Here is a 14,464-nt window from a genome sequence, read left to right as displayed (position 1 = left end):
GAGCTAATGGCAAACTAATTGGTGGTCAGTATATCCTTTCGATATACGGATTGTTAGATGAGTTATTGTATCTGTATAAAATTATAGACCAATGCTAATTAGTGGGTTAATTTTTTTGGGGATAAAAAAATAATAGGAATTATATTGTGCTCAGGTTATATCGTAAGCCAAATAAGGGGTTAATAGGAGTAGATATTAGTTCGACTTCTGTTAAGGTTTTGGAACTTTCTGTAAAGAGTGGGCGGTATTGGGTAGAAAGCTATGCTTTGGTCCCATTACCAGAAGGAAGTGTTGTTGAAAAGAACATATTGAATCCGGAAGCTGTCGGTGACTGTTTAGAGCGCGCAATTAATTTGGCCAATACGCAGACCACTAATGCAGCTTTAGCGGTTCCAACATCGATGGTGATTACAAAAATCATCGAAATGGACGCAGATATGAACGATGATGAACGTGAAATTCAGATTCGTGATGATGCTGAGCAATATATTCCTTTCCCATTGGATGAAGCGAGCCTTGATTTTGAGGTCTTGCCGGATCGTCTATCTAATCCAAATCGTGTCAATGTTTTACTTGTCGCTACGCGTATTGAAAATGTTGAAGCGCGTGCGGAAGTCATTCAGCTTGCGGGTCTGACACCAAAAATTGGCGATGTAGAAAGCTTTGCAATTGAAAATGCATTTAAAGTTTTCTCAGATACTTTGCCAATGGGTGTAAATACCGTGGGTATTTTAGATATTGGTCATAGTATGACGACCTTATCTGTTATGCAGAATAACAAAGTGATTTATACCCGTGAGCAAGTGTTTGGTGGCAAGCAGTTGACACAGGAAATTCAAAATCGCTATGCATTGTCTTTCGAAGAAGCGGGTCGTGCGAAAAAAACACGTGCCTTGCCAGATGATTATGATGTTGAAGTCTTAGAACCCTTCTTAGAAGCAGTCGTTCAACAAGCAGCGCGTTCTTTACAGTTCTTCTTCTCATCTTCACAGTTCAACGAAATTGACCATATTTTATTGGCAGGGGGGAATGCCAATATTCCGGGGCTTGCAAAACTACTTCAACAAAAATTGGGTTACCGCGTCACGATTGCCAATCCATTCTTACAAATGGGTTTTTCACCTCAAATTGATATTAAAAAAATTGAAAATGATGCCTCATCACTCATGGTGGCATGCGGTCTAGCATTGAGGAGTTTTGATTAATGGCAAAAATTAACTTGCTCCCTTGGCGTGATGAGCTAAGAGAGAAACGAAAAAAAGAATTTATTGCACTTTGTATTGGGGCTTTCTTAATTGGGGTAATTGGGGTTGGTTTAACATGGTTGTACTTTGATCACAAATTAAAAGATCAAGAACAAGCGAACCAATTGATTATCAGTCATAACCAAAATTTAGATGTTCAATTAAAGTCTTTAGATGGTTTGCAAGAACAACGTAATGCCATTATTGAACGCATGAAGCTGATTCAAGGCTTACAAGGTCAACGTCCAATCGCGGTACATCTTGTAGATGAATTGGTTCGTGTGACACCTGCCAATATGTACATCACAAAATTTGAGCGTAATGGCGACAAATTTATGATCGAAGGGCGTGCGGAAAGTCCAAATACTGTTGCAGATTTACTGCGTAATTTGGAAGCATCACCTTGGTATCGTAATGCCTTCATGAGCTCATTCCTTGTGGCTGAAGAGAAAAAAGACAAAGCGCCGACGTCAGTGGTTCCTCGCGTAGAAGAATCTTATGGTGCATTTACTGTGACTGCTGATTTGGAGCAAATTGCGCAGCCGACCATTAATGATCCAGCAGCAAATGCAGGACAGTCAGCTTCATCGGCGCAAACATCTGACGCACAAACTGCAGCAACACCAACTCCGGAGGCTGCAAAATGAGTCGTGATGAATTTGAACAATTGAATCAAGATGCTGTCGTCGTGCCTAAAAAGAAAATGACACTTGAAAAGTTCATGCAGCAGTTTAATACCTTAGATCCAAATAACTATGGCAGTTGGCCATTGTCGGTCAAAATCACCTGTTGGATCTTTATTATTATTCTTGTGGCGATTTTGGGCTATTTTTTAGCGATTAAAAATAAGATTGATGCAATTTCCAATGCCAATGCGCAAGAACAAAATTTATTAAATGAATTTCGTGAAAAAGATTCAAAACTGCGTAACTTGAAGCAATATGAAATGCAATTGCAAGATATGGAAGCGCGTTTTAATCAGCAATTGGAACAATTACCGAAAGAAACTGAAATTCCGGGCTTGGTTGAAGACATTAACCTGACTGGTGTGAATTCAGGGTTGAAATTTAAAATTATTCGACTTGAACCAGAAGTGAAACAAGAATTCTTTATTGAACAGCCGATCAGTATTGAGGCAACAGGGGATTATCATGCCTTTGGTTCATTTGTCAGTGGTATCGCCGGTTTATCGCGTATTGTGACTTTGCATAATTTCACAATTATTGCGACAGCAAATAAAGAAAAAAATTCAGATATTCCAAAAGTTGACTATGTGTTGAATGCCAAAACATATCGCTATGTTGGAAATACTGAAGCTGCTGATACAGCTGCAGCTAGTACAGGGGAGGCTCCAAAATGAAAATGAATAAATTGGTACTTTCTGTTGTTGCAGTAATGTTGTTAGCAGGTTGTGAATCACGTATTGATGTCGTAAATCAGGAAATGGCCAATATTCGAAATCAGGAACCGATGGCGATTGAGCCAGCGCCAGATTTTGTACCGGTTGAGACCTTTAATTATGCTGCGCATTCATTAAAGAGTCCGTTTTTACCAAGCTCACTCGCGGCAGAACTGAAAATTATGGCGGGTAAACGCGTTTATCCGAACTTGAATCGTCAGCCACAACCTTTGGAAAGCTATGCCCTTGAAACCTTAAATATGAAAGGCAGCATGCGTAATCAATCAGGTCAGACTTTGGCCTTAATTCAAACACCAGATGGTGAGGTTGAGCGTATTCAACGTGGCAGTTATATGGGGCTGAATCATGGTCGTGTGGTCAATATTACCCCGACACAAATTGATTTGATTGAGATTATTCCAGATGGTCGAGAAGGGTATGTCGAACGTCCGAGAAGTCTCATTTTAATTGGGCCAGCGCCATAAGCTTAAAGGAATAAAAAATGAAAAATACTGTACAAGATTTTATTTTTGGGGATGGCAATACAATGAAGCAGGTGTTTCGTCAGTTTTCGATGGGTGCTGTTGCAATGGCGATGATGCAAGTTGCCAGTGCACAGGTCAGTGTAACCAATATTGTGCCGATGCAGATTCCAGGTCAGGGAACTGAAATTCGGGTGATGTTTAATGGTTTACCACCACAACCACAGGCATACCAGTTGGATCAACCTTCACGTTTGGTGTTGGATTTTGATAAAGCACAGCAAAATTTAAAGCAAAGTTCAATTGCTGTCGCAACCGCTGAAGCAAGTTCAGTGGATGTAACTTCAGATGCACAGCGTGCACGTTTGACTGTAAACTTGGCCAATGCAGGTGCATTTACCACACGTGTTGAAGGCAATACCTTTATTTTAAAAATCAATTCAGCACAAGCTGCGAGTGTTGCTGAACCAGTTGCTCAGCGTCAGCAACAAGGGATTTCAAATATTGGTTTCCATCGTGGGTCGAATGGTGAAGGCCAAGTGGTTGTTGATTTACTGGGTGGAAATACCCCTATTGATGTGCAACAACAAGGCAGTAAAATTGTTATTCGTACATTAGGAAATAAAATTCCTACACATTTGACACGCCGTTTAAATGTGAATGACTTTGCAACGCCTGTATCAACCGTAGATGCACATAATGATGGCGGTAATGGGACTATTACCATTCAATCTTCAGGCAGCTATGAGTACATGGCGTATCAATCGGACAATAAGTTGACGGTTAGTCTGAAGCGTCCAGAAGATAAAAATCCATTACGTCCAAAAGCAGCCAATCATTACACGGGTAAAAAAATCTCTTTAGATTTTCAGGATATTGAAGTTCGTCGTGTCTTGCAGTTATTGGCAGATTTTACTGAAATCAATATGGTTGCGGCTGATACCGTCCAAGGCAATATTACCCTGCGTTTAAAAGATGTGCCTTGGGATCAAGCATTGGATATTGTGTTAAAAACCAAAAACTTGGATAAACGTCGTAACGGTAATGTGATTTGGATTGCACCAGTTTCTGAGCTGATTAAAGCGGAAGATGATGAAGCGAAAGCAATTGCACAGCGAATAAAATTAGCACCAATTCAAACGGAATATATTCAACTGAGTTATGCGAAATCTTCAGATATTTTAAAATTATTAGAAGATTCCCGAGATGGAAAAGGGGCAGAGTCAAATGGTACAGCAGGAGGTACATCACTTGCATTAGAAAGTGTACTGAGCCCAAGAGGTAGTGTTGTTTCTGATAATAGGACAAATACACTTATTGTTAATGATACATCTGAGAATATTGATAAAGTTCGTAAGATGATTGATCTATTAGATGTTGCTGTGAAGCAGGTTATGGTTGAAACAAGAATTGTGACTGCTCAAACAGAGTTCTCGAGAGAGCTTGGTGTTAATTGGGGTATACAGCGTAATAATCCAAGTTTAAGTGCGGGTGCTAATGGATCAAATGTTTGGGGGGGAGATTATTCTCCAAAGTTGGATTTAGCGGTAGATTTGGGGACGGCATCGGCAGGAAACTTTAGTTTTGGGTTGCTTAAAATTTCAGATTTTATGCTTGATCTACAACTTACAGCTTTACAAACGGATGGTCATGGTGAAGTTTTAGCAGCGCCTAAAGTTTTAACGGGAGATAAGCAAAAAGCAACAATTTTGAGGGGAGATCAAATTCCTTATCAAAGCTGGAGTGCTGAGGGCGGTACGACAACGAGTTTTGTTGATGCGAATCTGAAACTGGAAGTGACTCCAAGTATTACACCTGATGGGAAAGTACAAATGGATCTAAAAGTTAACAAGGATACTGTTGGTCGATTAACAGCAGCTGGCTATTTAATTAATACCAATAAACTTGAGACTAATGTTTTAGTCGGTGATGGTGAAACAGTAGTCCTTGGTGGTATTTTTGATGACATTCAACAAAACCAGTATACCAAAGTCCCTTTTTTAGGAGATTTGCCAGTTGTTGGAAACTTATTTAAAAATAATGTGAAAACTAGTGCACAGACAGAACTCCTGATTTTTGTTACACCACGAATTGTTAATGACAGTGTTACCAGAAATCATTAATATATTTTCAATTTAACAAAAGAAATAGGTGACTCCTTGCCAAGCAAAGAGTTTGAAACCCTACCAAATATTTATTTGGTAGGGCCAATGGGGGCAGGAAAAACAACTGTAGGACGACATTTAGCAGAGTTGTTAGGACGTGAATTTCTTGACAGTGATCATGAAATAGAACGTAAAACAGGTGCAACGATTCCTTGGATTTTTGAAAAAGAAGGGGAAGTTGGTTTTCGAAGTCGTGAAACGAATGTAATTGATGAGTTAACTGCAAAAAAGCAGCTGGTGCTTGCCACTGGTGGTGGTGCGGTCACTCAGGCTCCCAATCGTGAATTTTTAAAACAACGGGGTATTGTTGTTTATCTGTATACTCCGGTGGAAATTCAGTTACAACGAACCTACCGCGACAAAAATCGTCCACTTCTTCAAGTCGAAAATCCTGAACAGAAGCTTCGAGATTTATTGGCTGTACGTGATCCACTTTATCGTGAAGTCGCGCACTATATTATTGAAACCAATCAAGGTGCCGCGCGAGATCTTGCGCAAAAAATTTTTAATTTAATTGTTTCACAAAATATATCTCGTTAGAAAAGGTTAAATTCATGCAAACCTTACATGTTGAACTTGGTGAACGTCGTTACCCCATTTTTATTGGCAGTGATTTAAACCCAGAAAGCTTACTTGAACCTTATATTCACGGTAAGCAGGTGATGATCGTATCAAATACAACAGTCGCACCTTTGTATTTACAGCATTATGTACGTGCTATTGAGGGTTTGGGTAAAACCGTTGCGACATGTATTTTGCCCGATGGTGAAAAATTCAAAAACAGTGAACACTTAAATCTAATTTTTGATGCGTTGCTTGAATCAGGTTTTAACCGAGATTGCACCGTACTTGCCTTGGGGGGGGGAGTGATTGGAGATATGGCCGGTTTTGCATCGGCATGTTTCCAGCGCGGTGTGTATTTTATTCAAGTTCCAACGACTTTACTCTCACAAGTGGATTCGAGCGTTGGAGGGAAAACAGGGATTAACCACCCACTAGGTAAAAATATGATTGGCGCTTTCCAACAACCCCAAGTGGTATTGGCGGATATGGCACAGTTAAAAACCTTACCTCCACGTGAACTTTCTGCTGGTTTAGCCGAAGTGATTAAATATGCACTTTTAGGCGATGTAGAGTTTTTAACTTGGCTTGAACAGCATATGGACGCTTTAGTTGCAGGCGATGCCACATTATTGGCTGAGGCAGTTTACCGTTCATGTGCGCATAAAGCCCGGATTGTCGCGAATGATGAAAAAGAACAAGGTGAACGTGCATTACTGAACTTGGGTCATACTTTTGGTCATGCGATTGAGTCTTATCTGGGCTATGGTGTCTGGCTGCATGGTGAAGCAGTTGCAACAGGGATGGTGATGGCAGCTGATTTATCGCAGCGCATGGGCTGGATCACAGTTGAAGATTTAGAGCGTACAAAAAAAATCATTTTACGTGCACAATTACCGATAGTTTGCCCTAAAATTCCGCTAGAGGATTTTTTGGCGTATATGTCTCATGATAAAAAAGTATTGAATGGGCAATTACGACTTATTTTACTGAAATCATTAGGTCAGGCCATCATCACCAAAGAGTTTGATGTTGAGTTAATGAAACAGGCAATTTTGACAAATCAGGCAGAGTAGGTACATCATGGCAGCGCGGCAGTCTCAATGGCAAAAAGTTCATCACTACGCATGGTTGGTGGGTGGAGCTGTGTGTCTGTTCGCTGCATTGGTTTTCTGGGCGATTACAGATACCAAAGAATTGGTTGAAGTTGAAAAGCAAGCTGAAACCGAAGTGGATTTGCAAATTCAGCCAGAGAAAGTGGCAGCAATGTCCCATCTTGGTGCATTAAATGAAGAAGTACGTCCACTTGATATGACGACCCGTGTGGTTGCTACAGCTCAACATGAGCCAGAATTTCGCGGCACTAAATTTATTAATGACTCTGCCAAGCTTTATGGTGTTGAATTATTTCGGGTTTCTGAAGAAGATATTTTAAAAAGCTTCTTACGTAAGCAGCCTGAGCGTCACAAATTTATTTATCTACGTCTTTCTGGTGAAGACCATCCTGAGCAATACGTCATTTTAACAGGACCATATTCGTCGCAAAATGATGCCAAAGCTGCAATGTCGAGCCTCAACATCGCTATGCCTGCTTCAATCAAACCTGAGGTTGTTGAATTTAAACAATATCAAGCATATGTGAATGACTTAGGCACGGAAGAAATGTCGTCGAGTCAAAAGTTATATGCTGTTAAATTAAAATCTGTACCTTTACCGAAAATTGATGAAGCTCAAATCGCCGCACGAAAAGCAGCGGCTGCAACGACGGTAACAACACCAACTAATGCAACGACAAGTACTACGGTGACACGTCGAGATGCTGAAGGAAATGTGATTGATGTGCAAAAATCACAAAGTAGTGTAGATGCACCACGTCCAAAACCTGCACCGGTAGAACAAGAAGTAACCGATCCTTTTAATTAGTTCTAAAATAGCGCAAGACGTCTTAGGGAAAGCTTAAACTGCACAGAAAAAGTGCATAAAATAAAAAAAGAACAATTTGAATTATTTGTTATAACTAAAAAATGCTTGTAATCAGCCATCTTAGGAGAAAATGCATCAAGTTGGCATATAAATTGCTTAATTGGTGCGTAAATTGAACTTTTCTCCCTGTTTTGGCGCGAAAATGATTCGATAAAAGTGCGAAGTCATTAATCCAGTCGTTATCCCTGATCTGAACTGCAAAAGCAGAAAATTTGACTTTTTATTCATGCATCAAAGATGAATTCGGTTTATCTTAAGGGTGTGAATAAGAAATAATTTTGCTCGACAGAACAATTCATGTGAGTAAGTTAAGACGAATCGCAACAAGAAATTAGTTTGTTAAGTGCTCGAAAGAGCTGTAAAGAAAAGAAGGGTACGCTATGCACATGCCATCGCCTAATACTGTAGCTCCCGCTCAAGGTTTATACCAACCGGATGAGTTTAAAGATAACTGTGGTTTCGGTTTAATCGCCCATATGCAGGGTGATGCAAGCCATGATCTCGTCAAAACCGCAATGCATAGTTTAAGTTGTATGACCCACCGTGGTGGTATTGCCGCAGATGGCAAAACCGGTGACGGTTGTGGTCTACTCCTTGCTATGCCCAAAGAATTTTTCCGTGAAGAAGCGAAAAAACTCAGTGACATTACATTGAGTGAAATCTTTGCTGTGGGTACGGTATTTCTAAATCTAGACCCTGCATTAGCCGCACATGCAAAACAAATTTTAACCAAAGAAATCGAAGACGAAGGCTGTAAAGTCATCGCTTGGCGTGTTGTGCCAACCAATAACGATGCATTGGGTTCAATCGCGATGCAGTCATTGCCTGCCTTTGAACAAATTATCGTGAATTGCCCAATGGGTGTTTCAGAGGTTGAATTCAACCGTAAGTTGGTGATGGCACGTCGTCGTGCAGAACAACAACTGACTGCTGACCCATACTTCTATGTAACCACTTTATGCTCAACTGTGATCAGCTATAAAGGTTTGATGATGCCAGCAGCCATTGCTGACTTCTATACCGATCTTGCTGATGAGCGTTTAAAGTCACACATCGTGGTATTCCATCAGCGCTTCTCAACCAATACCTTGCCGCGTTGGCCTTTGGCACAGCCGTTCCGTTACTTGGCGCACAATGGTGAAATTAACACCATTACCGCAAACCGTAACTGGGCGATGGCGCGTACACCAAAATTTGAAAACCCATTATTGCCGGGTTTAACTGAGCTGAATCCAATTGTAAACCGTACAGGTTCGGATTCTTCAAGCTTAGACAATATGCTGGAAATCCTTGTTGGTGGCGGTATGGATTTGTTCCGTGCGCTGCGCATGTTGGTTCCACCAGCTTGGCAAAACGTTGAAACTTTAGATGCGGATTTACGTGCATTCTATGAATTCAACTCAAAACATATGGAAGCTTGGGATGGTCCAGCAGGTCTGGTAATTCAAGATGGTCGTCATGCGATTTGTATGCTTGACCGTAATGGTTTACGTCCAGCACGTTGGGTGATTACCAAAAATGGTTACATTACTTTGGCATCCGAAATTGGTGTTTGGGGTTATGAACCAGAAGACGTTGTATCTAAAGGTCGTGTCGGTCCGGGTCAAATCTTGGTGATCGATACCTTTACCGGCAAAATGCTCGATACTCAAGATGTGAGTAATCACCTCAAACGTATGCGTCCGTACCGTCAGTGGTTACGTGAAAACTCAGTACGTGTGCAAGGTAGTCCAGAGCTAGAAGAATATTTATGTGATCAAGGCTTAAAAGGTGATGACCTGAAAGCTTCACAAAAAATGTTCATGGTGACATTTGAAGAACGTGACCAATTGCTTCGTCCAATCGCTGAAAGCGGTCAGGAAGCCGTGGGCTCAATGGGTGACGATACGCCAATGGCAGTATTGTCTCGTCAGGTGCGCCATGTGTCTGACTACTTCCGTCAGCAGTTCGCTCAGGTTACGAATCCGCCAATCGATCCATTGCGTGAATCGATCGTAATGTCGTTAGAGACATGCCTCGGCCGTGAACAAAATGTATTTGAACAAGGTCCAGAGCATGCAGATCGTCTGATCATTTCAAGCCCAGTACTGTCAAATTCGAAAATGCATCAAATCCGTACCCTTGGTCGTAAAGGTTACGAGATTGCAGATATCGACCTGAACTATGTAGAAGATGAAGGCTTAGAAGCTGCCATCGCACGTATTTGTGAAGAATCTGCGCAAGCGATTCGCGATGGAAAGACATTACTTGTATTGTCTGATAAGAAAATCCGTCAAGGCTTCTTACCTGCAAATGCATTAATGGCAACAGGCGCGGTTCACCACTATTTAATCAATGTGGGTCTACGTACAGATGCCAACATCATTGTGGAAACTGGTTTGGCGCGTGATGCACATCAGTTTGCGGTGATTCTTGGTTTTGGTGCAACTGCGATTTATCCGTACCTAGCTTATGACGTGATCAATGACTTGATCGCCAAAGGTGAGTTGTTGGGTGACCCAATCCATGCGCAAGCGAACTTCCGTAAAGGCATTGAAAAAGGCTTATTGAAAGTCCTTTCTAAGATGGGTATTTCTACTGTTGCCTCTTACCGTGGCGGTCAGTTGTTTGAAGCGGTCGGCCTCTCTGATGAAGTGGTTGCAAAATGCTTTACTGGTGTACCGAGCCGTATTAAAGGCGCAACATTCTCTGATCTAGAAAATGACTTGAAAAAATTGGCAGATTTGGCGTGGAAATCACGTAAGCCAATCGATCAAGGCGGTATGCTGAAATTTGTATTCGGTAAGGAATATCACGCATTTAACCCAGACGTGATCAATGCACTGCATAAATCTGTGCGTTCTGGTAATTATGCGGACTTTAAAGAATACGCAGAGCTAGTGAATAACCGTCCAATCGCGACGATTCGTGACTTATTTAAGCTGAAAACAGATCAATCGATTGCACTCGATCAAGTTGAATCCGTTGAAGAAATTCTGCCACGTTTTGACTCGGCTGGGATGTCTTTAGGTGCTTTGTCACCTGAAGCACACGAAGCTATTGCAATCGCAATGAATACCATTGGTGGTCGCTCGAACTCAGGTGAGGGCGGCGAAGACCCAGCGCGTTACGGCACTATCCGTAACTCGAAAATCAAACAAATTGCATCTGGCCGTTTTGGTGTGACCCCTGCATATCTAACTTCTGCAGAAGTCCTTCAAATTAAAGTGGCTCAGGGTGCAAAACCAGGTGAAGGTGGTCAGTTGCCGGGCGGTAAAGTGAATGGCTTAATTGCACGTTTACGTTACTCAGTACCGGGTGTGACATTAATTTCTCCGCCGCCGCATCACGACATCTACTCAATCGAAGATTTATCACAGTTAATTTTCGATTTAAAACAGGTTAACCCACAGGCGATGGTGTCCGTTAAGCTGGTTTCTGAGCCGGGTGTCGGTACGATTGCGGCAGGTGTAGCAAAAGCATACGCAGACTTCATTACCATTTCTGGTTATGACGGCGGTACAGCGGCTTCTCCACTTTCTTCAATTCACCATGCAGGTTCTCCATGGGAACTTGGTCTATCTGAGGCGCATCAGGCGCTTCGTGTGAATGACCTGCGTGGCAAAGTCCGTGTACAAACTGATGGTGGCTTGAAAACAGGTCTAGACGTTGTGAAAGCAGCGATTCTTGGGGCTGAAAGTTTCGGTTTTGGTTCTACACCGATGATCGCATTGGGTTGTAAATACCTGCGTATTTGCCATTTAAACAACTGTGCGACCGGTGTTGCAACACAGCAAGATCATTTACGTCAGGAACACTATATCGGTGAGCCTGAAATGCTGATCAATTTCTTCCACTTTATTGCGGAAGAAACACGTGAATGGTTAGCAGCGCTAGGCGTATCAAGTCTGAAAGATTTGATTGGCCGTACAGATTTACTGGAAATGCTTCCAGGTGAAACTGAAAAACATGCACACCTTGATTTGAGCGCATTGCTTCAATCGCATCCTGCGGCTGAAGGCAAAGCTCAGTACTGTGAAGTACAAGGCAATGCACCATTTGATAAAGGTCTCTTGGCTGAAAAAATGGTGGCGGAAATGCTGCCGGCGATTGAAGCAGGTACAGGCGGTGAATACGGTTTCACTATTGGTAACTGTGACCGTTCAATTGGCGCGCGTATTTCGGGTGAAATTGCAAAACGCTATGGCAACCTGAGCATGGAAGCACATCCAGTTAAGGTGAATCTGAATGGTACAGCTGGTCAGTCTTTAGGTGTATGGAACGCAGGTGGTCTGCATATTAGCCTTGAAGGTGATGCGAATGACTACGTCGGTAAAGGCATGGCAGGTGGTCGTATCTCGATCTTCCCACCGAAAGGTTCACCGTTCCAAACGCAAAACACTGCGATCATTGGTAACACCTGTTTATATGGTGCAACAGGCGGTAAATTGTTTGCTGCAGGTACAGCAGGCGAGCGTTTTGCTGTACGTAACTCAGGTGCGTTTGCCGTGATTGAAGGTGCAGGCGACCACTGCTGTGAATACATGACAGGTGGTATCGTGACTGTATTGGGTAAAGTGGGTCATAACTTTGGTGCGGGTATGACAGGCGGTTTCGCTTACGTGCTCGACCTTGATAATGACTTTGTAGACCATTACAACCACGAACTGATTGAATTGAACCGTATCTCTACAGAGTCGATGGAAGAACATAAAGAGTTCTTGTGCCGTATCTTAGATGAACATATTAAAGAAACAGGTAGTGCTTGGGCGTATAAGATCCGCAACGAGTTTGACTTCTATAGCCGCAAATTCTGGCTTGTGAAACCAAAAGCTGCTAATTTGCAGACTTTGTTGAAAACAACTCAAGCTGATCCACAATAATTCCACTACTGCAGATTTGATAGGCAGGTGTAAGTCCAAACATGCTTACACCTACCCACGGAGAGAGACATGGCAGAGCGCCTAAATAATGACTTTCAGTTCCTGGATGTAGCACGCCAAGATCCAGAGAAAAAAGATCTAGTTGTCCGCAAAGCAGAATTTGTGGAAATCTATAAACCGTTTACAGCTGAAGTTGCAAAAAACCAAACGCACCGCTGCTTAGGTTGCGGTAACCCATATTGTGAATGGAAATGTCCAGTACATAACTACATTCCAAACTGGTTAAAACTAATTGCAGAAGGTCGCATTTTCCAAGCGGCTGAATTGTGTCATCAAACCAACACCTTGCCTGAAGTTTGTGGTCGTGTGTGCCCACAAGACCGTTTATGTGAAGGCGCATGTACGCTAAATGACGGCTTTGGTGCAGTCACCATTGGTAATGCTGAAAAATACATTAACGATACAGCCTTTGCATTGGGCTGGCGTCCAGATATGTCACACGTTAAGTGGACAGACAAAAAAGTTGCGATTATTGGTGCAGGTCCTGCTGGCCTTGGCTGTGCCGATATTCTTGTACGTAATGGTGTGAAGCCAGTCGTATTTGACAAGCGTCCTGAAATTGGTGGTTTGCTGACATTTGGTATTCCAGAATTCAAAATGGAAAAAGACGTAATGAAACGTCGCCGTGAGATTTTCTCGGGCATGGGTGTTGAATTCCGTCTAAATACCGAAATTGGTACAGATGTGACGATAGATCAGCTATTGGCTGATTACGACGCTGTATTCATGGGTATGGGAACCTATACCTACATGAAGGGCGGTTTCGCGGGTGAAGACCTTGTTGGTGTTCATGATGCACTAGATTTCTTGATTGCCAATGTCAACCGTACCCAAGGTTGGGAAAAAGATCCATCTGAATACATCAGCATGGAAGGCAAAAAAGTGATTGTTCTGGGTGGTGGTGATACTGCGATGGACTGTAACCGTACCTCGATCCGTCAAGGTGCCGAATCCGTTGTTTGTGCCTACCGTCGTGACGAAGAAAACATGCCGGGTTCACGTCGTGAAGTGAAAAATGCACGTGAAGAAGGTGTGGATTTCCAATTTAATCGTCAGCCGATTGAAATTGTGGGTGAAAATGGCAAAGTGACGGGTGTTAAAGTTGTGACTACACAGCTTGGCGCACCTGATAGTCGCGGTCGTCGTAGCCCTGAGCCAGTTCCGGGTTCAGAAGAAATTTTACCAGCAGATGCGGTATTGCTTGCCTTCGGTTTCCGTACCAGCCCTGCAGATTGGTTTACAACATCAAACATCAGTATGGATGGTTCAGGCCGCGTCATTGCTGCTGAACAGCAAGAATTTAAGTTCCAAACATCGAATCCGAAAATTTTCGCCGGCGGTGATATGGTACGTGGATCTGACCTTGTGGTAACCGCAATCTGGGAAGGTCGCCAAGCTGCCGAAGGTATTCTTGATTACTTAGATGTTTAAGTTATGACATGCCAGTGATTGAACTGGATTCATTCGAAAACCCGCTTCGGCGGGTTTTTATTTTTTGGAATTTACCTCAAATGACACGTGAATAGATTTTGCAGATAAATACGCTGAAAAGTTGTCAGACAGCACTTTAGAATGGTGAATTATAGCTAAATACCAAATAAATCATTACAGTAATCTTTAAATAATTTATCAATATCTTTAACTCTAAACTTAGTTCGAATCGCCTTGACTCGTGACCACATATTTTCTATTGGATTTAAATCTGGAC

Annotated in this window: 10 protein-coding genes; all 10 read left to right on the top strand. The window is 42.2% G+C overall.

The features are described from left to right. The first annotated feature begins 146 nt into the window (after nt 1-146). Nucleotides 147-1,205, top strand: coding sequence for a pilus assembly protein PilM (locus tag FTT88_RS13750; protein WP_078189383.1), 1,059 nt, complete (start codon nt 147-149; stop codon nt 1,203-1,205). Beyond that, nucleotides 1,205-1,891 (top strand): PilN domain-containing protein, encoded by a 687-nt coding sequence (locus tag FTT88_RS13745; RefSeq protein WP_078189382.1) that lies wholly within the window; start codon nt 1,205-1,207, stop codon nt 1,889-1,891. Before FTT88_RS13750 ends, FTT88_RS13745 begins: the two co-directional genes overlap by 1 nt. Beyond that, nucleotides 1,888-2,604 carry a type 4a pilus biogenesis protein PilO gene (locus tag FTT88_RS13740; RefSeq protein WP_180064862.1) on the top strand — a complete coding sequence of 239 codons (717 nt, stop codon included), beginning with the start codon at nt 1,888-1,890 and terminating at the stop codon, nt 2,602-2,604. The genes FTT88_RS13745 and FTT88_RS13740 overlap by 4 nt, the downstream gene beginning before the upstream one ends. Beyond that, nucleotides 2,601-3,128, top strand: a complete 528-nt coding sequence (locus FTT88_RS13735) for a pilus assembly protein PilP (RefSeq protein ID WP_180064861.1) — start codon at nt 2,601-2,603, stop codon at nt 3,126-3,128. The genes FTT88_RS13740 and FTT88_RS13735 overlap by 4 nt, the downstream gene beginning before the upstream one ends. Nucleotides 3,129-3,145: 17 nt before the next feature. Next, complete coding sequence (gene pilQ / locus FTT88_RS13730) at nt 3,146-5,248, top strand: type IV pilus secretin PilQ (RefSeq protein WP_180064860.1); 2,103 nt, start codon at nt 3,146-3,148, stop codon at nt 5,246-5,248. Nucleotides 5,249-5,284: 36 nt separating this feature from the next. After that, nucleotides 5,285-5,830, top strand: a complete 546-nt coding sequence (gene aroK, locus FTT88_RS13725; RefSeq protein WP_180064859.1) for a shikimate kinase AroK — start codon at nt 5,285-5,287, stop codon at nt 5,828-5,830. 14 nt (nt 5,831-5,844) lie between these two features. Next, nucleotides 5,845-6,927 carry a 3-dehydroquinate synthase gene (gene aroB / locus FTT88_RS13720; protein ID WP_180064858.1) on the top strand — a complete coding sequence of 361 codons (1,083 nt, stop codon included), beginning with the start codon at nt 5,845-5,847 and terminating at the stop codon, nt 6,925-6,927. 7 nt (nt 6,928-6,934) lie between these two features. Then, a complete protein-coding gene (locus FTT88_RS13715; protein WP_180064857.1) occupies nt 6,935-7,774 on the top strand; it encodes a hypothetical protein in 840 nt (279 codons plus the stop codon). Between the two features lie 446 nt (nt 7,775-8,220). Continuing rightward, complete coding sequence (gene gltB, locus FTT88_RS13710) at nt 8,221-12,696, top strand: glutamate synthase large subunit (RefSeq protein ID WP_180064906.1); 4,476 nt, start codon at nt 8,221-8,223, stop codon at nt 12,694-12,696. A 69-nt stretch (nt 12,697-12,765) separates the two neighbouring features. Then, a complete protein-coding gene (locus FTT88_RS13705) occupies nt 12,766-14,187 on the top strand; it encodes an FAD-dependent oxidoreductase (protein ID WP_078189374.1) in 1,422 nt (473 codons plus the stop codon). The last annotated feature ends 277 nt before the right edge of the window (nt 14,188-14,464 follow it).

Origin of the sequence: Acinetobacter sp. YH01024, assembly GCF_013420195.1 — a bacterium.
Classification (GTDB): Bacteria; Pseudomonadota; Gammaproteobacteria; order Pseudomonadales; family Moraxellaceae; genus Acinetobacter; species Acinetobacter amyesii.
Note: the sequence above shows the minus strand (reverse complement) of the source record. Positions and strands in the feature narration are given on the sequence as shown.

Bases quoted from the DNA above. Each gene is read 5' to 3' on its own strand.
- FTT88_RS13745 (WP_078189382.1), top strand. From the start codon at position 1,205: ATGGCAAAAATTAACTTGCTCCCTTGGCGTGATGAGCTAAGAGAGAAA.
- FTT88_RS13740 (WP_180064862.1), top strand. From the start codon at position 1,888: ATGAGTCGTGATGAATTTGAACAATTGAATCAAGATGCTGTCGTCGTG.
- FTT88_RS13735 (WP_180064861.1), top strand. From the start codon at position 2,601: ATGAAAATGAATAAATTGGTACTTTCTGTTGTTGCAGTAATGTTGTTA.
- pilQ (WP_180064860.1), top strand. From the start codon at position 3,146: ATGAAAAATACTGTACAAGATTTTATTTTTGGGGATGGCAATACAATG.
- aroB (WP_180064858.1), top strand. From the start codon at position 5,845: ATGCAAACCTTACATGTTGAACTTGGTGAACGTCGTTACCCCATTTTT.
- FTT88_RS13715 (WP_180064857.1), top strand. From the start codon at position 6,935: ATGGCAGCGCGGCAGTCTCAATGGCAAAAAGTTCATCACTACGCATGG.
- gltB (WP_180064906.1), top strand. From the start codon at position 8,221: ATGCCATCGCCTAATACTGTAGCTCCCGCTCAAGGTTTATACCAACCG.
- FTT88_RS13705 (WP_078189374.1), top strand. From the start codon at position 12,766: ATGGCAGAGCGCCTAAATAATGACTTTCAGTTCCTGGATGTAGCACGC.